Annotated in this window: 18 protein-coding genes; 11 read left to right on the top strand and 7 right to left on the bottom strand. The window is 39.7% G+C overall.

Features of this window, described 5'->3' with window-relative positions; genetic code table 11:
* Window positions 1–375 precede the first annotated feature (375 nt).
* Window positions 376–1,989, bottom strand: coding sequence for a hypothetical protein (locus IJ00_RS22105; RefSeq protein WP_035156798.1), 1,614 nt, complete (start codon window positions 1,987–1,989; stop codon window positions 376–378).
* A 374-nt stretch (window positions 1,990–2,363) separates the two neighbouring features.
* Here IJ00_RS22105 and IJ00_RS22100 point away from each other — a divergent pair, with 374 nt between their 5' ends.
* The 3 genes from IJ00_RS22100 (at window position 2,364) to IJ00_RS22090 (ending at window position 4,205) form a co-directional block, all read left to right on the top strand.
* Window positions 2,364–3,305: an N-acetylmuramoyl-L-alanine amidase gene (locus IJ00_RS22100; protein WP_035156796.1), complete on the top strand. Its 942-nt coding sequence runs from the start codon at window positions 2,364–2,366 to the stop codon at window positions 3,303–3,305.
* 165 nt (window positions 3,306–3,470) lie between these two features.
* Window positions 3,471–3,812 carry a hypothetical protein gene (locus tag IJ00_RS22095; RefSeq protein WP_201782648.1) on the top strand — a complete coding sequence of 114 codons (342 nt, stop codon included), beginning with the start codon at window positions 3,471–3,473 and terminating at the stop codon, window positions 3,810–3,812.
* A 156-nt stretch (window positions 3,813–3,968) separates the two neighbouring features.
* Entirely contained in the window at window positions 3,969–4,205 is a 237-nt protein-coding gene (locus IJ00_RS22090) for a DUF6737 family protein (RefSeq protein ID WP_035159472.1), read from the top strand.
* Between the two features lie 23 nt (window positions 4,206–4,228).
* Here the strand turns inward: IJ00_RS22090 and IJ00_RS22085 are convergent, their stop codons facing one another.
* The 3 genes from IJ00_RS22085 to pdxH form a co-directional block, all read right to left on the bottom strand.
* Complete coding sequence (locus tag IJ00_RS22085) at window positions 4,229–5,452, bottom strand: AbrB family transcriptional regulator (protein WP_046814891.1); 1,224 nt, start codon at window positions 5,450–5,452, stop codon at window positions 4,229–4,231.
* 324 nt (window positions 5,453–5,776) lie between these two features.
* Entirely contained in the window at window positions 5,777–6,637 is an 861-nt protein-coding gene (locus tag IJ00_RS22080; RefSeq protein WP_035156792.1) for an oxaloacetate decarboxylase, read from the bottom strand.
* A 321-nt stretch (window positions 6,638–6,958) separates the two neighbouring features.
* Window positions 6,959–7,603, bottom strand: coding sequence for a pyridoxamine 5'-phosphate oxidase (gene pdxH / locus IJ00_RS22075; RefSeq protein ID WP_035156790.1), 645 nt, complete (start codon window positions 7,601–7,603; stop codon window positions 6,959–6,961).
* A gap of 152 nt (window positions 7,604–7,755) precedes the next feature.
* Between pdxH and IJ00_RS22070 the strand changes: the two genes are divergently transcribed.
* The 3 genes from IJ00_RS22070 (at window position 7,756) to IJ00_RS22060 (ending at window position 11,471) form a co-directional block, all read left to right on the top strand.
* The gene (locus IJ00_RS22070; protein ID WP_035156787.1) at window positions 7,756–8,823 is read left to right on the top strand and encodes an AI-2E family transporter; all 1,068 of its coding nucleotides are present in this window, start codon (window positions 7,756–7,758) and stop codon (window positions 8,821–8,823) included.
* Window positions 8,824–8,996: 173 nt separating this feature from the next.
* Entirely contained in the window at window positions 8,997–9,866 is an 870-nt protein-coding gene (locus tag IJ00_RS22065; protein ID WP_046814890.1) for a segregation/condensation protein A, read from the top strand.
* A 438-nt stretch (window positions 9,867–10,304) separates the two neighbouring features.
* A complete protein-coding gene (locus IJ00_RS22060) occupies window positions 10,305–11,471 on the top strand; it encodes a sugar phosphate nucleotidyltransferase (RefSeq protein ID WP_035156783.1) in 1,167 nt (388 codons plus the stop codon).
* Between the two features lie 87 nt (window positions 11,472–11,558).
* Here IJ00_RS22060 and IJ00_RS22055 read toward each other — a convergent pair whose 3' ends face one another.
* From IJ00_RS22055 to IJ00_RS22045, 3 genes are all read right to left on the bottom strand, one after another.
* Entirely contained in the window at window positions 11,559–12,485 is a 927-nt protein-coding gene (locus tag IJ00_RS22055; RefSeq protein WP_035156780.1) for a type II restriction endonuclease, read from the bottom strand.
* A gap of 15 nt (window positions 12,486–12,500) precedes the next feature.
* On the bottom strand, window positions 12,501–13,442 hold the full coding sequence (locus IJ00_RS22050; protein WP_201782647.1) for a DNA adenine methylase: 942 nt from the start codon (window positions 13,440–13,442) through the stop codon (window positions 12,501–12,503).
* Window positions 13,443–13,635: 193 nt separating this feature from the next.
* A complete protein-coding gene (locus tag IJ00_RS22045; protein ID WP_035156779.1) occupies window positions 13,636–14,967 on the bottom strand; it encodes a dihydroorotase in 1,332 nt (443 codons plus the stop codon).
* A gap of 469 nt (window positions 14,968–15,436) precedes the next feature.
* Here IJ00_RS22045 and lepB point away from each other — a divergent pair, with 469 nt between their 5' ends.
* The 5 genes from lepB (at window position 15,437) to ldpA (ending at window position 22,041) form a co-directional block, all read left to right on the top strand.
* On the top strand, window positions 15,437–16,081 hold the full coding sequence (gene lepB / locus IJ00_RS22040; RefSeq protein WP_035156776.1) for a signal peptidase I: 645 nt from the start codon (window positions 15,437–15,439) through the stop codon (window positions 16,079–16,081).
* 64 nt (window positions 16,082–16,145) lie between these two features.
* Window positions 16,146–16,931: an MOSC domain-containing protein gene (locus IJ00_RS22035; RefSeq protein ID WP_035156773.1), complete on the top strand. Its 786-nt coding sequence runs from the start codon at window positions 16,146–16,148 to the stop codon at window positions 16,929–16,931.
* A 302-nt stretch (window positions 16,932–17,233) separates the two neighbouring features.
* Window positions 17,234–19,069, top strand: a complete 1,836-nt coding sequence (locus IJ00_RS22030; RefSeq protein ID WP_035156771.1) for a GGDEF domain-containing response regulator — start codon at window positions 17,234–17,236, stop codon at window positions 19,067–19,069.
* A 488-nt stretch (window positions 19,070–19,557) separates the two neighbouring features.
* The gene (locus IJ00_RS22025; RefSeq protein ID WP_046814889.1) at window positions 19,558–20,691 is read left to right on the top strand and encodes a diguanylate cyclase domain-containing protein; all 1,134 of its coding nucleotides are present in this window, start codon (window positions 19,558–19,560) and stop codon (window positions 20,689–20,691) included.
* 228 nt (window positions 20,692–20,919) lie between these two features.
* Window positions 20,920–22,041, top strand: coding sequence for a circadian clock protein LdpA (ldpA, locus tag IJ00_RS22020; protein ID WP_035156769.1), 1,122 nt, complete (start codon window positions 20,920–20,922; stop codon window positions 22,039–22,041).
* Window positions 22,042–22,072: the final 31 nt, after the last annotated feature.

The following is a 22,072-nucleotide window of genomic DNA, read 5'->3' as shown; positions in this document are numbered from 1 at the left end:
TGGTAAGTTGAAATTTCTCCCCGAATATTAAAAAGAGATAAGAAACTGTTGCTTACTACGGTTTTTGGTTTTTCCCATCTCAGAAAGAGTCTTTTACTCAGTGGCTAATTCCACGAAACCGAGTTTATCTCTAGGGAAAGGACTGTTATTCAGATGTGTGAAAAGTTTGAGACATGTAGCTGCTGCCCCTTGGGTGCGTCATGTTCCCCATTTGCTGGGGGAATCTAGTGGTTCATCGCATCAATTCTGATAGCTAAAAATATGTAGTGGGAGCGTCTCGCTCTCTGATTTTAGGACGAGGGCAAGCCTACCCGCAAAGAAAGTAAAGAGATGCCCTGACTACAAACTATCAAAATTAATGCGATGGACAACTAGCTAGAAGTTTCTAGTCAGCATTCCACTAATGAGATTAAAGTTTTTATCTATACCACCTATCCACTCCAAAACATTTTCTTGAATTCTCGGTGGTTCGGTAATCAAACTATCCTCACTAATTAAGCGTTGAAAATCGACTTTGACTTCTCCTTGGCGTTCTGTTGTGCCGTCTTTGTCGTAAAATTTGACTCCTGCAAGCTGCATAATTTTAATGATTTCCTGCGCCATAATCCCGTAACCAATGGTGGTGGGATGAATCCCATCCAGGGAAAATAAACCCCCCTGGGTGCGTCCTTGCGCCCCTGCACGATAAAAACGCGAGGTAGGTACGGGTGACAACGCTTCTAGCTCTGGTGGTAACTTATACTCTCCCCCAACTTCGTCCCACCAGTCTGGTCTAGCGTCTGGGTCTTCAATATAACGTCGTGAGGCAAGGCGATCTAGTAATCCTGCGGCTTCAAACAAGTACCAATCTTTACCTTCAATCCGGGCTTGTTGGACAGCATCGGCAATATAGTCATTGTATTGGTCGATGGCGCTATCGATCGCCCGCACTTCATTTTCTAGAAGGTGGGGATGTTTTTCGGGATTGAAATCTTCATCTTTAATCCAGGGCAAAGTGTAATAGGGAAAATACCGCGATCGCCGACGCACTTTTTCTCCCACACCCTTCGCAAAGGGGGCGATCGTCACATGGGGAACCGTACCGAAAATCACATGACGGGCACGGATGTTTCTAATTTCTTTCACTAAAATATCTAGCTCTGCCTTAAAGTGCATTGGTCGCCAGACGGTATATTTATCGTTAATAACCATGTCATCATAACCATCTCCACTCCAAGCCACATTAAAGGTAAGAACGCTACCTAAGGCATTATTAGAGCCAATTAGAACGATTAAAGTTTCAATTCCTTCTGTTTCCTCATTTCCCTGGGAACCTAATACCGCAGCTGCTTGTAGGGGCGACAAAGCTTTTTTATTAGCATCCCTGGCTGCATTTAACACCCGTATAGCTGCCCGTTCATTATGGTTTGTGACAACTTGCCGCAGAAAATCGTTTTTACCGGGGTTTTTTCGCAGTATATCTAAGCAAATATCTGCATTTCGGGAAATAGTGTTGCGTAAGTCCCAACCATATACCGCCAAATTATGATTTATTTGGTTTTCGACTGGATAGCTAGAACCTGCACCCCGCTCCCAATAATCTTCAATCACACCCAAATATTGGCGCAAGGACAAAGTTGTAGTAATCAGATTCCACCAATTAATTTTGTTTCCATACTTCTGTCCTAAATTCCTTGCCAAGCTTTCTAAATTTAAAGGTATGCCATTTTGCGGACTTTCATAGGTGGGATACCGAAAATCTCGCCAACCTAACTCCCTGGCAATAATTGCTGGATAGGAAAGACGGGTGTAGTAAATTGCTCCACTTTGAAAACCGTGGGTCAAAGAATCCCCGATCGCCACAAGTCGATTGATGGGTGTACCAACTTTCTCGATTTTTACCGGAATCCCTAGGGTCGGATCCATGACTGGTTTACGGGTGTCATTCCGAATTTGCACATCCTTCGGTATTTGATCGCCGTTACGTTGTTTTATCGTTACTGATGTCATAAGTATCTTTTTTTACCTATTTTCGTTTTGACAAAATCGAATTGATAGATTACTAATTAATTACAAAAGCAGGAGTTCAATATCTAATTTTGGTCAAAAATCTTAATTTTGTTCTGGGTGGCAATAGACAGTTGCTCGGCGATATTCTATCATGGACTGTCGGCAGATTATCTTAGATAAAATACTTATGGCATGAGTTGGTAATTGTTAATGATTATATTTATTGGCAAGATATGATTTATTGAGAATGGCTGTAAAAGTCAAAGTAGTTATTGCAAAATATTTATGAATTCTCGTCAGTCAAGCAATATAAATTAAATGACAAAATAGTATTTATAGTTGTCAAAAATAGTCGGGTTATTGGGAGATAAATCATGAAATTTGGTATTGATATTGGACATAATTGCCCTCCAGACACAGGAGCAAAAGGTATCCGTTTTGAGGATAATCTAACTCTAGATGTCGGTACGAGAGTGATGAATAAACTCCGTGCTTTAGGACATGAGGTGATTGATTGTCTACCAAAAAATGGTGCTAGTGTCGGGGATTCCCTCCGCAGAAGATGTAATACTGCGAACATTAATCGGGTAGATATTTACGTTTCGATTCACTTCAATGCTTTTAATGGACAGGCGAATGGGACAGAAGTATTTGCTATTAGTGAAACTTCCCGTAAGATAGCCAAACCAGTGTTAGACGAATTGGTCAAGATTGGCTTTTTTAATCGTGGTGTCAAGAGTGGTACCCACTTATTTGTTCTGCGGAATACGGATATGCCAGCGATTTTGGTGGAAGGCTGTTTTATCGATTCTCAGAAAGATATGAATTTGTATAACTCGGAGGCGATCGCGAATGCTATTGTCAAAGGTTTAACTGGTAAATTACCTAGTACTCCTGTCAGAGCAGTATCCGATGAGGAAGAAAACCCAGATTCTACTAATCTCAGATTAAAACGAGCCTTAAATCGCTTGAAGATTACAGATAAAGATAATAAGCCGTTGGTAGAAGATAATACCATTAACATCGCGGCTAAATCTGCAATTGAAAAATTCCAAAGAATTGTGGGTTTGCAAGTCACTGGTGCTGCGGGTGACACAACTTGGAAAATTATTAATTTGATTTTGGCAAAACGAATTATCCGACCAAACCATGCTGGAGGTCCCCTAGTTCGCTATTTACAACACCGTGTTGGGGTGGAGATTGATGGTGTGTATGGACCCCAAACTCAATTAGCCTTACAACGCTTTCAGAAGCAAAATGGCTTATATGCTGACGGGATAATCGGTCCGGTTACTTGGCAAAAGCTCATTGGTTAGCACCTTGATTCCCCTCAATGTTAATGTCTAGATGGATTCCTAAAAAATGCACTACTAAAAGTGAAAATGAGAGGACAAATCTGGTACATTGCTTTATTGATAGGACTGATGTGTATTATTCGATTCAGTCTAAGTGCTTTTGGATATGCGAACCCAAATTGGTTTATGGAGGAAGTTGGAATTTCCCTATCCTCCAATCCCCAAATGCCCTATGCCATTCGAGCTTGGGCAATCAGGGATATTGTGATTTCTGTGCTTGTTGTATTAGCCAGTCAAAGCAATGTAAAAATGCTCTTAGTTGCCTGTGTGGCAATTGATTTTACGGATATTATTTCTGCCTATTTAAGTGGTGTCGCAGGGTTATTTGGTGCAGAAGACGGTTGGTTACTCAAACTGACTTCAACTGCCATTGCTGCCCTAGTATTGGAACTCGCAGCATTATTATTACTTTCCATTCCGAGGAAAAAGGAATCTGAAAACAAGTCACCAGGAAGTTCTCCAATTTGAGGGATTTTCCACAAAGTCAATACCTGAGCGTCTGACGAGCTAGACAATGCTCCGAGAATATTCAATTTCAGCAATAGAACTGCGCCCTAATTTACCTAGGTGAGATACTATTATTCAATAATTATAAGAATATGTCTCACCATGACAATTCCCATCATGTCTAAAGAAAAAACTATTTGGCAATATAAACCTTGGTGGTGTCAACCTTGGTCAATCTTGCTGACAGGAATCATATTAATTACTGGGAGTTGGCTAATTAGTAAATTGATATGGCTAACAGTATTAGTGGCAATTCCCGTCTCGATATGGATGATTTTCTTTTTACTAATTTACCCCAGATTCGTGAAGGAAAGCGGGATTTTAGAGCAAATGGAATCTCAATCACAAACCTAGGATATATAGTAAATTAGTAATTATTAAACTTCTTGCCTTTTCACTCCCCCAAAGACTGGGTGATTTTCATCCGATTGTTCTTCAAAGCGACGAAATAAGTATAGCCACAGGGGTAAAGAACAGTTAATCGCAATTAGCCGAATTAAGTGCCCAATGGTAATAATTTTCACGTCATGGTCGAGGGCTAAAGCCACTAAAATCATTTCCGCAGAACCTCCAGGAGCAGTTACTAGCAGGCAAGTTAACCAATCCCAGGAAGTAAAGTACCATGCTAAAGTTGCAGCGATCGCCCCGACAGCTAAAGTCATCAATACGGATAAAATTGCGTAGTAAATAGTACGTTTGCTCAAAGTTGGTTTTTCTCCCCAATATTCACCAATTGTGATACCTAAGAGGATTTGACCAATAACTTTAACCAGTACGGGGGGTGTAAAATTTATCTCGTAACCCAAGGAAAAACTATCTAGCAAGGGATTAAATACCATCCCTGTAACTAATGCAGCAAAAAAAGGAGCCGCAGGAATTTTTAGTCGAGTTGCAATATATACAACACCAGCAGTAAAAATTAATGCCAATACCAAAAGTTCTAACTGAAACAAGTTAAGACGAAATAATCCATCTGTCAAAGAACTAGGCTGTGTTTGTATGGATTCGCTGGTAAATACGCGTGCAACTATTGGTATAAAAAAGACAACTGAGGTGACACGCATTGCTTGCACTAAAGCTACCAGGGGGACATTCTTGTTATAGTCAGCCGCGATCGCAGCCATAACTCCCACACCTCCAGGAGTAGTAGCTAACATCGCTGTCAGCAAATTTACTTGACTTAGGCGCGAGTAAATGTAACCAATTAGACTACCGCACAACAATAGGAATATAGTCAAACAAATAAATACTGGAATGTCGGCAGCAATATCCATCCAGTTACTATGAGCATTTGCTGCACCAATTGTCATCCCCACTAAAACTAGTCCAATTTTACGGGTGATGCGGTTGGGTTTCGGAGTCTGTCCATATAATAGGCGGTAGGTTTGGAGAACAACAACCCCAGAAGTAATACCCCCAAATATCCAAGTAATACCCCCAAGTTGGAACCACGAAAGCAATAAACCCAACGGTAAAGCTAAAAAGAGTTCCCACCCTAGGACAATTATTTGTTTGGACAATAACTTTTTTTTATCATTGACAGTAGTTATCTGGTTACTGGTTTCTTCCTCCATGGGAGGAATATATAAACTTGGACGCATTAAAACACTTCTTAAATTAACTTCACTCTATCACCACCGTAACCTGATTATGTACATAGATGCACCTGTTTATAGATTGATATTGGCTAAAGTAGTTATCAATTACCAGTTTCAGGAGTATGAAGTTTGCTAGCACATCTGATAACTATTCTCTATCCTCCTTTGCTACTAAAATAATAGATAGATATGAGCTATTACCGTTATCAGATAATATGCCAATTGCCCATCAATTAGTTGATTGCAGCCTATCAATATTTGAGAGTTGTGACGATAAAATTAAATTATCCAGTATTGAGGAAAAAATATCATCATAAAAGCAATATTTTAACGATATTCTTGTTCCATTTGTAAATATTTAGGAACTTCCATTAATTCCTGAAAATCTTGAAAATCCACTAAACCTGACAAACTAGCTGTTGTACCTTCCTGTTTAATTTTTTCTAAGCATAAAGTCATAGTTTGGGTGACAGCAAGTAGAGTGGTGAGGGGGAAAAAGACAATTTTAAAACCTAGTTCTTGTAATTCCATAGCTGTGATTTGGGGAGTTTTTCCACCTTCGACAATATTTGCAACTAAAGGAACATCTGGAAAAGCCGCAGCAATCGTTTGTAATTCTGATTTGGACTGTGGAGCTTCTACAAACAACACATCTGCGCCAGCTTCTATATAAGCTGAACCACGAGTAATTGCTGCATCTAATCCTAAATTTGCCCGGGCATCTGTGCGAGCAATAATAACTAAATCATTATCCCCCCGTGTTGCCACCGCAGAGCGAATTTTGGCGGTATGTTCTTCCATAGGAATAACTCTTTTACCAGCAAAGTGTCCGCACTTTTTAGGAAATTCTTGGTCTTCTAAAATAATACCTGCTAGACCAATTTGTATGGCATCTTTAACTAATCGCATAACATTTAAAGCATTGCCATAACCTGTATCCATATCTGCAATTAGTGGTAGATGTACAGATTGAGCAATTCGGCTCACACTGTAGAGCATTTCTGTAGCCGTCAGAAAACCATAATCTGGTAAACCAAGGGTAGATGCAGCAATCCCAAAACCGCTAGTCGCCATCACCTCAAAACCTGCTTTTTCCACAAGTTTTGCACTTAAACAATCGTACACCCCAGGAATGACAATAATTTCCGGTTTTTGTAGAAGATTTCGCAGTTTTTTACCAGTAGACATAGAGAGAAACTAATGATTGAGTAATTTTTGATATGTATCAAGATTACTATGGGAATGTCACCATCGGTCTGTAAATAGAGAATTAGAGATTTCTGAAAATTATCTTAAGGGAAGGAATAAATAATTATGTTCTGGAGATGTCTATAGATATATAAGTTTGAGTGAAATTTCAATAAAAGCGTTTATTGTAGGTTTTTTTAGTTGGTTGAAATGAAGGACTCCGTAGTTGATTCTCTGAATATTTTTGTATATTATTTGAGGTCGGTAATAGGCTACAGATAATAGATTGTCCATCACCCATTACCTATTACCCATCACCCATTACGGAGATAAACGTTCTATTTTCCAACTACCATCTTCCTGACGACTGTATCGTAGGCGATCGTGTAAACGACTAGCACGTCCTTGCCAAAACTCTATCTCTGTGGGGATGACACGAAAACCACCCCAATGAGGAGGGCGAGGTATTTCTGTATTTGCGTATTTTTCTTGAAGCAATTCCAGCTTTTCCTCTAGAATTTCTCGATATGGAATGACTTCACTTTGTTCAGAAGCCCAAGCACCCAAGCGGCTATTCTGGGGACGGGAGTTAAAATAATAGTCAGATTCTTGCTCCGAAACCTTTTCCACAGTGCCACAGATTCTGACTTGTCTTTCCAATTCTGCCCACCAGAAAACGATCGCCCCCTGGGGATTATCTATCAGTTCCTGTCCTTTTTGGCTGTGGTAATTAGTAAAAAAAACAAATCCTCGCTCGTCAAAGTCTTTAAGTAAAACCATTCTAGCGCTAGGTTTGCCATCCCTAGTTGTAGTGGCGATCGTCATCGCGTTTGGCTCAATGATTTGGGCTGCTAGTGCTTGGTCGAACCAAGTTTTAAACTGTATAACAGGATTAGTATCAACTTCTGTTTCCTTTAAATCCTGTAGAGTGTAATCTTTGCGTAGTTCAGCAACGGTTTTATCCATAAACTATTTCCCCTGGTTATTACCGAATTTCCGATGAAAGACTTATGATAATCATTACTGGCTGGCTTGAGAATAGGGGATGGGTTATTTTCCTAGAGAATTAAATTTTCGCCATAAATCTAGAAAACTAATTTGGAAATAGATTACAGCACATGCGGCGTTGGACCTCTGTACAAAATTTATTCATCTACGGTTTGAGTGGTCCAATTATCGCTCTCAACGTGTGGTTGGTTTCTTTAGTATTTCGATATTTTCAACATCCCATCACCATGCTCAGTATTGCCGCAATTTTGGCTTTTTTACTGAACTATCCAGTCAAATTTTTTGAGCGCGCTCGGTTTACACGTACCCAAGCAGTCACTATTGTCTTACTATTTACTTTAACGATTGTTGCCATTGTGGGTATTACTTTGGTGCCCATAGTTATGGATCAGACAATTCAGCTTTTAAATAAAATTCCCGATTGGTTAGCAGCAAGTCAAGATAATTTACAGAATTTTGAGGAATTTGCGCGCAAGCGACGACTACCCGTAGATTTACGGATACTTCGCAATCAAGCTAACGCCAATATTCAAAGTTTAGTACAGCAACTAGCATCTGGAGCCTTTGGTTTTGCTGGTACTTTGTTATCAGGGTTGATTAATGTGGTGTTAGTAGTGGTACTAGCTTTTTATATGTTGTTGTATGGCGATCGCGTTTGGTTTGGTCTGATTCACAATCTACCGCCCCAAATTCGTGTAGCTTTTACTACATCATTAAAACTAAATTTTCGCAATTTTTTCCTGAGTCAGCTACTCTTAGGGCTGTTCATGATTGTCACTCTCACACCAATTTTTTTAATATTAAAGGTTCCCTTTGCCCTACTATTTGCCACATTTATCGGCATTTCCGAACTAATTCCCTTTGTTGGTGCCACCCTAGGCATTGGTAGCGTTACCCTACTTGTACTACTACAAAATTGGTGGTTAGCTGTACAGGTAGCAATTGTAGCAATGGTTCTACAACAAATCAAAGATAATCTGCTTGGTCCCAAATTACTCGGAGACTTTATTGGACTTAACCCTATTTGGATTTTTGTGTCTATTCTTATGGGATTTGAAATTGCCGGATTACTAGGTACACTGGTGGCTGTTCCGATTGCTGGTACGATAAAAGGCACTTTTGATGCCCTAAAAAACCATAAACCGGAAGAAACGGTATCAACAGTCATCGTTGACTGAGTGCTTTTGCTCCCATAGACTTCTGACAAAATATCAATTTTGGCTAATGATGGGAAATGTTCAAGGTTTAAAAGTTGAGGATTGAAACACCTTTTTCCCTTTTCCTGACTTCTGCAAGCAGTCTCATCAGTACTAAGCTTTGTCAACCATTAACCGCTAACTGACAAAATTTAATGGATGCTTCCCAACTACTGGCAACAATTGAAAATTTAATCCATCAGGCTAAACAAGGAGAAATAGATCCTTGGGATGTGGAAGTGATTGAAGTCATAGACAACTACATCCGACTCATGACTCCAGACGCTAGCAGAAAAGGTTATGAGTCAGATTTATCCCAATCTGGACAAGCTTTTTTGTCCGCGTCCATGTTGGTGCTATTTAAAGCCAACACTTTGACACAATTGCAATCTGCCCTAGATGAACAAGAGGCAGGAATTGATGATATACTTCCGGAACCTGAAGATGGTATGCTGTGTCACTCCCCTAGGTTACCATTAGAAAAAGCCTTACGACGACGACCGGCGGCAATGCCACCTCCAAAACGCCGTGTGACTTTGCAAGAGTTAATCACACAATTGCAACTCATGGCTAGGCAGCTCAAGTTGACAGAAAAGGTGAATAAACCGGCTCGTACTCGTCGTCAACCCAGCTTGCAAAGTATGCGAGCAGCCTTAGAATTAGCCCACCAAGAAAACCTCACAGAAGTAGCAGCAGAACTTGAACAAGTATTGTATAGTTGTGCGACGGAATTACGTCTAGACGAAAATTGGTTGAGTTTAGAGCAGTTAGTTCAGTTGTGGAGCGAAAAACAACCACTACATCCAGAAAATTCCCACCATCAATCAGTCAATGGAAATTTGGTCGGTGTGTTCTGGGCTTTACTGTTGCTTTCCGCCCAATCAAAAGTGGAGTTATTCCAAGATGAATTTTATCAAGATATCAAAATTCGTTTACTGGCAGTTCCAGAAAAGTCTGGTCAAACTCTAGAAAAATCCTGGAATAATAACAGGTTGCAGAGTACAGGGGAAAGGGGGCAAATGTGACATCTGCTCAATAGAAGTATTTGATAATTTGCTGATCTTTTCAAATTTCTGATCATACAGGGGTTAGTAGAGACTATTCCTAGGAATTCAGAAGTGAAAGTAATCAGGATAATTTATATAGGATTTATGTATCAATAAGTTACAAAATCCAGGTAAATTAAGAGAATAAGCAAATATTTTCCCTGAGCAGAGATATTTGTTGATGTGCCTTTCCTCAGAATTTCCCCGAAATAGTTAACTATTCAAGATGTAGTTAACTGTGTATGGAGTTAGAAAGTGGTGAGGATGATGGAGTATTTCTGGGCGATCGCCCAGGGTGTCCCAAGTCTCATCCTTCCTCCTATCCGTGCTTTTAGGGATGACTTAGAGCAAAAATAAACCGATGATGAAGTATTACTCATTGAAAATTAACTGGCTTGTGGTTGAGGGATAAACTATATGAAGGCAATGATTCTGGCGGCGGGTAAGGGTACTCGTGTGCGTCCTATTACCTATACAATTCCCAAACCGATGATTCCCATCCTGCAAAAGCCAGTGATGGAATTTTTACTAGAACTATTACGTCAACATGGTTTTGACCAAATTATGGTTAATGTGAGCCATTTGGCAGAGGAAATCGAAAGTTATTTCCGTGATGGTCAAAGGTTCGGTGTCGAAATTGCCTATTCTTTTGAAGGTCGGATTGTCGATGGAACTTTGGTGGGGGAAGCTCTGGGTTCTGCTGGTGGAATGCGGCGAATTCAAGATTTCTCACCGTTTTTTGATGACACCTTTGTTGTCTTATGTGGTGACGCACTGATTGACCTAGATTTAACAGAGGCTGTGAAGTGGCACAGATCAAAGGGGGCGATCGCCACGATTATTACCAAAACGGTTCCCCAGGAAGAAGTTTCTAGCTATGGTGTCGTTGTCACTGACGATGATGGTAAGATTCAAGCTTTCCAAGAAAAACCCTCCATCGAAGAAGCTAAAAGTACTAATATCAACACTGGTATTTATATTTTTGAGCCAGAAATTTTTAACTATATTCCCTCAGGGGTAGAATTTGACATTGGGGGCGATTTATTCCCCAAACTTGTAGAGGTTGGCGCTCCCTTTTATGCCATACCCATGGATTTTGAATGGGTGGATATTGGTAAAGTTCCTGATTATTGGCGAGCTATTCGCGGTGTCCTATCTGGAGAAATTAAGAATGTACAAATTCCGGGAAATCAGGTTGCCCCTGGAATTTATACTGGCTTAAATGTCGCCGTTAACTGGGATAAAGTCGATATCACTGGACCTGTTTACATTGGTGGGATGACAAGAATTGAAGATGGAGCCAAAATTGTTGGTCCGGCAATGATTGGTCCTAACTGCTGGGTATGTAGCGGTGCTACTGTTGATAATAGCGTCATCTTTGAATGGTCACGTTTAGGGGCTGGTGTTAGCTTGGTGGATAAGCTGGTATTTGGGCGCTACTGTGTAGACAAGGCTGGTGCTACTATTGACCTGCAAGCCGCAGCTCTGGACTGGTTGATTACTGATGCACGTCAGGATCTACCAACTCAAACCTCTATGGAAAGACAGGCGATCGCGGAACTTTTAGGTACTAATGCCAATTAATTAAGTTTTCAATCCTCCCCATGGGTGCTGAGTCGCGCAAGAAAACTTAGCACCCATATTTTATGGGTAAAATTAAATGCAGTTCCGTTAATCTGTTATGGTTATCAGTTCCTGTAATAATCCCCTAATAACCATATTTAAATTGAGTGTATAGTCAATATATCTAAAGGTTTCTTCTAGGGGACGTAAAGCAGTTTTCCAGCCCAACCCATCTGTCACCCAAATAAATTTATGTCCTTGCTTTGAGAGGAAGTCAAAAAGAGTTTTGTACTCTCCAGCAGTAGCTTTCAGTTTTGAACCACCTCCACCATAAAAATTAGCTTCTATTAAGTAAAGGTTCTCCTGATTCCTGACAGCAAAATCAAAACGACGACTGGATTTATCTACTTCCACATCAATATTCCAGGCAGTTTTAATCTTTTCTGATGTTGCTTGGGAAATATATAGGAGATTATTTTGTTCACAGATATCACGAATTAAAGTTTCTAAAATTACCTCCATGGTATTACCACCACGATTTTTTCTGGCATTCGTATCCAAACCCACTTCAATCCCTAAGACATAATCAGGAATACTCTTAATCGTTTTTTTTGCAAATAATTCTAATAAGCCAGTTTTTCTAGTAAACTCCAAAATATCCTCTATCTCAGATGGACTCAGAGATGTTTGCCTTTGAAAATTAAAAGACTTATAGCTGAACTTCCCACTTTCATAGTCTGTAAGTATCTGAAATGTCGCAGTTCGGCAAGCAATTAAAATAGGAATTACACTCACAATTTGTGGTGAAATTTCCAAAAGTTTGGCAAATTCTTCTTCTATATTATCTTTACCAATTAAATAATTTAAAGTATTGAGATGAATTTCCATATCAGCAAATTTCTTGAGGACTTTTTGCCAATCCACAAAATAATTCCAGACAGTAATTGAGTCTGTTAAGGTTGTTTGGAAATATTCAAACACTTCTGAATCATTCGAGCAATTTAAATAACTGGAAAATAGGGAATTATATTTCATCGCCAGTATTATTTACTAGTAATTCATGATTAATAGCTCATTGATATGGTTGCGCTTCGCAGCGTTACTATTAATATTTCGAGAAGCTTTGACTCTGATGATGCGATAATCTTGGTAAGCCTGTTCAAAAAAGTTATCTTCTGTATTATGATTTTTGGGGTCAGAATTACTCAAAAGTAAAAATGCTCCCCTATCATCTAATTGTTGAAAGAAATCACGCAATCTTAACTGCTCGTCGTCGTCAAAAACTTGTTGGGAATAGGCTGTAAAATTAGAGGTATTACTAATAGGTCTATAGGGAGGATCGCAATAGACAAAAGTTTGAGTATCCACAAATTTCTCACACTGGCTGAAATCTCCTTGGAGAATTTCCGTTCTTTGGAGAATCTGAGCTACAGCTTGTAAATTGTCTGCATCAAATATATATGGTTTCCGATATTTTCCAGATGGAACGTTAAAATCTCCCTTAATATTTACCCGAAATAATCCATTAAAACAGGTTTTATTGAGAAATATCAACTGTGCAGTTCTTTCAACCCAGTGGGAATTATACTTCCGTAAATCTATCTGCGTTCGACGGCAATTAAAGTTTTGTCTCACCTGATAAAAATAATCCCTTCTCTGGTTGTCATCAAGGGAGAGATATTGAGTTTGAATAGCAGATAAAATCTCAATCAAATCATCAACACTTTGCTGAATTGTTCTGTAAGCAACAACTAATTCAGTATTAATGTCTGAAATAATTAGTTCTTGAATCTCATACTTATGCGCTAACCAGAAAAAGATTGCACCCCCCCCGATAAAAGGTTCGATATATCTTTTGATTGCACCACGATGCAATGCTTCTGGTAAGAAATGGCTAATTTGTTCGATTAACTGAGATTTGCCACCAGCCCACTTTAAGAAAGGTTTAGGAATTGTCGAAGAAATGATAGACTTGGGTGGTGTTGATACCATTGGTTAAACCTACAGAAACGCATTAGATAGTCTCAATATAGTTCGTTTGTACCATATTTTATCTAAAAATGCATAGATTAAATTAACCTTAGACCATGCTCCATCTGATGGCTGTAACCATAGTCTAAGGAAATAAAACTGTTAGCTTTTGATTTAAGCTTCAAAAGTATATTGTATTTTCGGTGAAATTGTCTCAATTTGATGATGACAATGGGAAATCTAAAGCTTCACCCCTGACATCTGTATGTAGTTTGCCTTTTTCGTAGACAATTTTCCCTCCAACAATTGTATATTCTGCCCAACCTGTAAGGCTCCATCCTTCAAAGGGACTCCAGCCGCATTTAGTCAGTAATTCTGCCCGATTCACTGGGCGATAGGTATTTAAATCTACTAGTACTAAGTCCGCATCATAGCCCGGAGCGATCGCTCCCTTATTGACAATTCCATATGCCTTAGCTACGGCGGTAGACATCCAATTTACCACCTGGGGAACGGTGCATTTGCCCGCCATGGCGGCAGTTAACATCACAGCTAAGGAAGTTTCTACCCCCGGCATTCCAGAGGGACTGTTGGGGTAAGTTTGGGCTTTTTCCTCTAGGGTGTGGGGTGCGTGGTCGGTAGCAATAAAGTCAATGACTCCATCCCGTAATGCTTGCCAAAGTACCTGATTGTCATGGGGCGATCGCAGGGGAGGATTCATCTGTGCTAAGGTACCAATTTCAGCGTAAGCATCAGTATTTAACAATAAATGCTGAGGTGTTACTTCTGCTGTCACCCAACTGGGTTTGTCTTGTCGTAGTAATTCTGCTTCCTCTGCGGTAGACATATGCAGAATATGTAAGCGCCGTTGGTATTTTTTCGAGAGCTTTAAAGCTAATTGGGTTGCCTGAAGTGCTGCTTGGTTATCTTGAATTTGGGAGTGAATTGCCGGATCATGAATATTGGCAAATTCTTGACGACGCTGATTAATCCGAGCTTGGTCTTCTGCATGGACAGCAATTAAGCGTTTACCCTGGGCAAATATTGGTTCTAGGGTTGTCTCCTCATCCACTAACAATTGTCCATGCATTGAACCCATGAAAACTTTAATCCCTGGGGTGGGGTGCGCTGTCAGCAAATCTGGTAAATGTTCCGCAGTTGCCCCAATAAAAAAGCCGTAATTTACCAAACACTTACTTGCTGCCCTTTGTAACTTATCATTTAACGCGGCTTGGGTAGTGGTCAAGGGACGGGTATTCGGCATTTCTAAAAACGAAGTAACTCCGCCTTTAGCACAAGCACAGCTAGCAGTGAACAAATCTTCCTTGTGTTCCAAACCCGGTTCCCGGAAATGTACCTGAGGATCGATAACTCCTGGCAACAAAGTTAACCCCGTTGCGTCAATAACCCTTGTGGGTGATTCTGGGTGAATTTCTGGAGCAATTTCCACAATCTGGCGATCGCTAATCAGCACATCCCCCAACATCGACTCACCATTCGGTAAAATCACGGACGCGCCACGAATTAATAAAGTAGAAGATGTCATAGCATTAACTATAAAGTGAACATGAAATTCCTCAACCTAGACCCCTATTGCAACCTATGTATCAAAGCCCTTGTTAGACCAGGATTTACGCCTTAAGGATGCTAGCATATTTCCCCTTCTCCTCTGCCTCAGTTCTCCAAAAAAACCATGTGATAACATTCTGTGCATCATGAAGCAGTAAATTTTCCCTTTGTCATCCCCCATAGCCAGATTCCCAAGTTTCCCCTCTAAGGTTAAACTGAGTCATGCTCCCAAGAGTCGCTTTGTGTCACTAGGCACAAGAAAATTTATCGTTTTTAACTAAAAAATACTCTATCCCCATGACAAATTAACCCATAAACCTATTCCATCCAGTTAAGATTAACAAATACAGTATCCCCAGTGGTTAATAGATAATTGGTTGATAAACCATTACCCATTACCCATTACCCATTACCCAAATACATAATGGCGTTACTTGAGTAATTTCATGCAAAATCAAGTGTCTGATAACAACTCTAGCCAAAAACCAGATAATTCTTGGATTGCCGAACTCGGTCGAACAATCGTTTTGAGTATCGTTCTTGCCCTAGGAATTCGTACCTTTGTCGCTGAAGCTCGTTGGATTCCTTCCGGTTCCATGGAACCAACCCTTCATGGTTCACCCAATCAGTGGGAAGCAGATAAGATTATTGTCGATAAGCTCGGTTACAGATTTTCCCAACCACGACGGGGAGATATTGTCGTATTTTCACCCACTATTGAGTTGCAAAAAGAACAATACAATGATGCCTTTATTAAAAGGGTTATTGGCTTACCTGGGGAAAAAGTAGAACTCAAAGATGGCAAGGTATACGTTAATAACCAACCTTTAGCGGAAGAGAATTATTTGAGTTCCAGCCAGAGAACAGTCACTGATGTTTGCCAATCAAGTTCTCAATCCGCTTTTCTGGCTAAACCTGTCACCATCCCAGATAATTCCTATCTTGTTCTAGGAGACAATCGCGGTAGTAGTTACGATAGTCGCTGTTGGGGTGTTGTTCCTCGTCAAAATATTATTGGTAGAGCAGTGTTGCGTTTTTGGCCCATCAATAATTTAGGAGCAATTGATAGTAAATCCCCCTTGTATCCCTAATCACAAATAATTGCGGTTTTTTGGTTTGAGATTCCGGAAAATCAGAAATACTGGGCAATTGTCTATGGTTTCACCTCACTTAGCCAAAATATTCGTGTACCCGATTAAGTCCCTTGATGGTGTAGAACTTGATCGGGTTACTGTATTACCTAGTGGTGCTTTAGCTCATGATCGAGAACTGGCGATCGCTGATAAAGCAGGGAAATTTGTGAATGCCAAGCGTTATGCCAAAATTCACCTCTTGAGATCTAGTTTTGACTTAAATTCCAGGACTGTCACCCTCTCCTATCCTGATTCCCCCTCACTCCAGACATTTCATCTCGATAGAGAAAGACAATCCTTAGAAAATTATCTCAGTCTTTTTTTTGGCTTTTCTGTAGAGTTACAAGCAAATCTGATTCAGGGTTTTCCCGATGATACCAAATCCCCAGGACCCACCATCATCAGTTCTGCTACCTTAACTGAGGTGGCTAGTTGGTATCCAGATATGAGTGTGGCAGAAATGCGTCGCCGTATCCGCGCTAATCTGGAAATTGATGGAGTTCCTGCTTTCTGGGAAGATAGTTTGTATGGTGAGGAAGGAAGCTTGATTCCTTTTCAGGTAGGGAATGTAAAATTTTTGGGGATTAACCCCTGTCAACGTTGTATAGTTCCCACTCGTGACTCCTTTACGGGAGAAGCTGACTCCCAATTCCAAAAAGTCTTTGTCAGCAAACGGCAACAAACTCTACCTCCGTGGGCTATAAACTCTCGTTTTAATCACTATTATCGTTTAAGTATAAATACTAGATTAGCTTCCTATGCAACTGTGATAAATGTCACCAAGGGTGAAGCTATAGAAATTTTGTGACCTCAGTTTTGCGATTTCTATTTTCTGGTGGAAAATAAAAAGTAGCCTCAAATGTTGATTCTGTGACTATAAGTATTCAGTCGTGTTAGATTGTGATAATTATCACGGTGAGGATGAATGCTTTTGACAACAAATTAGGTATCTGAGGGTAAAATATATCATCCCACTTCAAATCTCAGACAACAGAGGTGATCGCTAGTGGGAAAAAGGCAAAGATAATTTTTTTTGTCTGTGCTATACCCTGACAAATGTCAGGTATCTATTTGAGAAACATCCTAGAAATTGAGTAGAGCGAATGCAGAATGAATCACGAACGGTTAAACCCTGAAAAAAAAGATATCTTGATTATTGATGATACACCGGATAACCTGCGGGTGTTATCTTCGTTGTTAACCAAGCAGGGTTATAACGTTCGGAAAGCGTTAAACTGGCAAATGGCATTGATTGCTTGTCAAACTGTTTTACCAGATTTGATTCTTTTAGATATCATGATGCCAGAAGTAGATGGCTATGAAATTTGTCAGCGTTTAAAATCCCAAGAATCAACTAATGATATCCCGGTGATTTTTATCAGCGCATTAGATGATGTTTTTGATAAGGTAAAAGCGTTTGCAGTGGGTGGTGTTGACTATATCACTAAACCATTTGAATTTGAAGAAGTTTTAATTAGAATTAAAAATCAATTATCATTAATTAGTGCCCGTCAAGAAATTTTAGAATTAAATACACAATTAGAAATTAGGGTCAGAGAACGGACATTTGAATTAGAAAAAACTTTACATAAGCTCCAACAAGAAATTAATGAGCGCCAGCATTTACAAAATAAGCTGTTAGATATCGTACTGCATGATTCCCTGACTGGTTTACCCAATCGAGTTTTATTTATTAAACGTTTAGATAAGGCTTTAACTCGTGCAAAACAAGAGCAAAACTATCAATTTGCAGTTTTGTTTTTAGATTGCGATCGCTTTAAAGTTGTGAATGATTCCCTAGGTCATTTAGTGGGAGATGAGCTATTAGTTGCCATTGCTCGCAGACTTCAGCAATTTATTAGTCCTTTCGATACTTTGGCGAGATTCAGTGGTGATGAATTTGCCATTCTTTTAGAAAATATTACTGATATTAAAATGGTGACTAAAATTGCTGATGACATTCTCAAACAGCTTTATTTAGCATTTCCATTATCTCGTTATGAAGTGTTCATGAATGCCAGTATTGGGATTATTTTGGGCAATAAAGATTATGAGAAATCAGAATTTTTGCTCAGGGATGCTGACACTGCAATGTATAGAGCCAAAGCCATGGGTAGGGCAAGATACCATGTTTTTGACCCGATTATGCATCAAGAAGCTCTGAAGTTATTAGAGTTAGAAAATGATTTAAGAAGAGCCGTAGAACGGCAAGAATTTATAATTTGTTATCAACCAATTATTAATATCAAAAATCGTGATATAGCTGGTTTTGAAGCCTTAATTCGCTGGCAGCATCCCACCAGGGGAATAGTTCCCCCCGCAGATTTTCTGCCCGTTGCCGAAGAAACAGGATTGATGAATCAGATAAATTTTTGGGTTTTGCAATCTGTATGTGAAACCCTTTGTCAATGGCAAAAGTATCCCGAAATCAAACAAAAATTAAAAGTCAGTGTAAATTTATCGCCGAAAATTTTTTTGCAAACTAATTTCCTTGCCAAAGTTGACCAAATATTACATGATACCCAAGTAGATCCCAGGAGTTTAGATTTAGAAATTACAGAAAGTGCCTTAATGGAAAATAGTGATAGTGTGAAAACTATCCTCAAAGAATTACAGGCTCGCCAGATTAAATTAATTATGGATGACTTTGGTACGGGCTATTCTTCCTTAAGTTATCTCCATAGCTTTCCCATGGATGCTTTAAAAATAGATAAGTCTTTCGTTTTACGTATGCTAGAAAATCAACAGAGTCTAGGATTAGTCTCTGCGATGATTAACATTGCTCACTCCATGGGAATGGGGGCGATCGCCGAAGGAGTAGAAACCCAGGAACAACTTGCACAACTCCAAAAACTTAACTGTGATTTTGCCCAAGGATTCCTCTTTTCCGTGGCAATTGCTCCGGAATTAGCTCTAGACTTGCTTCTCTCTGCGCCTCAATGGTAAGCTAACCCACAAGATTTATAATATTCACCTTTGCCATCTACAACTGTTGTACTATTTAATTTCCTCAGTGTAGAGACAAAATCAGTTCCCTAGTCTCAAAAACATCATGATTGCTCATTAACGGCAATAGCGATCGCCAAAATACAGAGAATCTCTATAAGCCTGTTTAATTCTGTAACAGGGTGTAGCTTATTTGGAGAATGGGTGTAACAATTCTATCTCTGATAGGAATTATGCATCCAAAATTTATGATTTAAAACTTATTCATCATGAAAACTTTTGTGATTGCAACTTCAGGAAGCAATATCTGAAGTTAAAAAGTTCTCAAAATAGACGATGTTGAGGAATGCAAGCAATCATCATTAACTTGCCAATACCCAAATCAATTTTGGCAGAGCTTACTCTCAGTCATGAAAGATTTTATCCCTTTTCCCTTCTGGAATTTCTTTGATAGGTATCATCATTAGTCTTTTTTTCAGAGTAAACACATGAATCAACAGTCAGCGAACACAGAGAAAGCCAATATTCTCATAGTTGATGACAAGCTAGATAATCTTCGTGTGTTGTCTACTATTCTTACCACTCAAGGTTATCAAGTCCGTAAAGCATTGAATGGACAGATGGCTTTAATTGCTTGTCAAACCCAAGCTCCAGATTTAATCTTACTGGATATCAATATGCCAGATATGAGCGGGTATAAGGTATGCCAACACTTAAAATCTGATAGTCAGACATCGGAGATACCAATTATATTTATTAGTGTACTTGATGATGTGATTGATAAAGTTAAAGGGATGAAACTAGGTGGTGTAGACTATATTACTAAACCTTTTCAGTGTGAAGAAGTTTTGGCAAGAGTACATAATCAATTAGTCATTAAGAATTTACAAAATCAGCTACAAGCAACAAACTCGAAATTACTAGAACAAAATTCTATTTTACGTTCAGAAATCGCCAAACGTAGACAAGTAGAAGAAGCTTTACGTCAAGCTAATCAGCAATTACAAGATTTAGTTTGGTCAGACAGTTTAACGCAAGTTGCCAATCGCAGATATTTAGATGATTATTTACAACGGGAATGGCAACGTTCCGCAAGAGATAAAATTTCTCTAGCATTTGTTTTATGCGATATTGACTACTTTAAATATTATAATGATACCTACGGACACATTGCCGGAGATAATTGCTTAAAGCAAGTTGCCCACGGGATTCAAAATGCTGTCAGAAGACCTGCGGATTTAGTTGCTCGCTATGGTGGCGAAGAATTTGCTGTCATTTTGCCTAATACTACCTTGTCCGGTGCAATCCGTGTCGTTGAAAATATTCAAATGTATATTCGAGATTTAAAAATTCCCCATCGCAATTCACCAATTAGTCAATATTTAACTTTAAGTATTGGGATTGCTGCGATTATGCCACATCATCAATATTCTCCCGAAAATTTAATCGCTGCTAGTGATAAAGCACTTTATCAAGCTAAAGAAAAAGGTCGTAATCTCTTCTGTGCTTATACCGCTCCCCTCCAGAATGCTCTTGTTGAACACAATTCTGAGGAAGGAAATATTCAGTGTGGATTAGAAAATATGTATGCTTTTAGTGAGCGACAACAAAATGTTGAGTAAACATAATTTTCCGGTTATCCTTACCTGTCTAAATTCCACACATAGGGATAAAAAACTTTATCCTATCCGTTGTAACTCTTTTAACTTAATCATTGAATTACGTACTGTGTGATATAAAGTACCAGGTATTTTCCCTCTTCCATGCAGTATTTTGAGAAAAAGTTAAGATAATTTCTATTTTTCCCATATTTGCTGTCTAGATTTTCAGTCCCATTGCATAATAGAGATGTGACTGAACTGCTCAACCCTTTACGTTCTCTAAACAAAGGTCACTGGTTCAAGTTGATCTGCGGAGCCAGTTTCCAACATTTGCCTGCGGTAAGAAGCTTGGCGATCGCCTATACTTTGGCAGGAGCTGACTGTATTGATGTTGCAGCTGACCCAGCAGTGGTTGCCGTTGCCTATCAAGGATTACAAATAGCAGCGCAAATCGGTGTCGAAGCTCAGCGTAGAGGATTTGCCTATTCTGGCAATTTACCATTTTTAATGGTTAGTCTCAATGATGGGGAAGACCCCCATTTCCGCAAAGCAGAATTTGACCCAGAACAATGTCCCCCTGATTGTCACCGTCCCTGTGAAAAAGTTTGCCCTGCCCAAGCAATTGAATTTGCAGGTATAACAAACAACTTTTCTGGGGTTATCCCTGACAAGTGTTATGGTTGCGGGCGTTGCCTACCAATTTGTCCCTATGGTAGGATTTATACATCAAATTATGTAATCACACCGGGAGCGATCGCGCCATTGATTCTCTCATCAGGGGTGGATGCCATCGAAATTCATACACAAGTTGGACGCTTGAGCGAATTCCAACGACTGTGGCAAGCTATCTTACCATGGGTGGGAAACCTCAAACTAGTGGCAATCAGTTGTCCCGATGGAGCAGGGATGATTGCATACCTCCGCGCTTTGTATGAAGTCATCTCTGAGGCGATCGCTGCCCATAATATAGCCCTCGTTTGGCAAACAGATGGTCGTTCGATGAGCGGTGATATTGGCGATGGTACCACCCTCGCAGCCGTTAAATTAGGACAAAAAGTTTTGACAGCAAATCTTCCAGGATATGTGCAATTAGCCGGGGGAACAAACAGCTATACCGTCGCGAAATTGCGCAGTCTAGGATTACTTGCCCATGACAAATGTCAACCACCCCATATATCAGGTGTAGCCTACGGTAGCTATGCCAGGGTATTGCTGTCACCAGTGTTAGACAAGTTAGAAACTAGGGAGGTGAGTCACACCAGTGTCAAAACAACAGTCCGCTTAGAAGATGAACCAGAATTGCTCTGGCAGGCAGTAGAGCTTGCCCATTCTCTCGTTTCCCAGCTCAAGTCACAGCAAGGCGTTGATTAATTTGCGATCGCGCCACCGCCCACCCCATAAA

This window comes from Calothrix sp. 336/3 (genome assembly GCF_000734895.2).
Lineage (GTDB): Bacteria > Cyanobacteriota > Cyanobacteriia > Cyanobacteriales > Nostocaceae > 336-3.
Note: the sequence above shows the minus strand (reverse complement) of the source record. Positions and strands in the feature narration are given on the sequence as shown.